Genomic DNA, 293 nt, shown 5'->3' with positions numbered 1-293 from the left:
CCTTCCACTCCCCCAACCAAATCGTCAACCACCTTCACGATCCTCCCCTTTTCTTCAAAATTGAACAACATATCCATTCACTACCACATTCTCACCCCACCCCCGCTCTACTCCACCCATATCTATCCACTCAATCCTTCCTTAAACTCCACCCCCTTCCTCATCAACCTATCCCACTTCAACGCAACCAACACAAACTAAACTTCCTTCCTCACCACTTTCAAAACACCTATGTCCCCTCCATCCAAAATATCCCCCACTGCTCTATTTCCCCTCAGCTCTCATGCCCCCAC

Annotated in this window: 1 protein-coding gene; it reads left to right on the top strand. The window is 48.8% G+C overall.

The features are described 5' to 3' along the window. The coding region (locus FS736_RS23620) for a hypothetical protein (protein ID WP_260983698.1) at positions 1-201 on the top strand (201 nt) is incomplete at its 5' end. Positions 202-293: the final 92 nt, after the last annotated feature.

This window comes from Cytobacillus oceanisediminis 2691, assembly GCF_007678455.1.
GTDB classification, from domain to species: domain Bacteria; phylum Bacillota; class Bacilli; order Bacillales; family Cytobacillaceae; genus Mesobacillus; species Mesobacillus oceanisediminis_A.
This window is presented reverse-complemented; position numbering and strand designations above follow the sequence as displayed.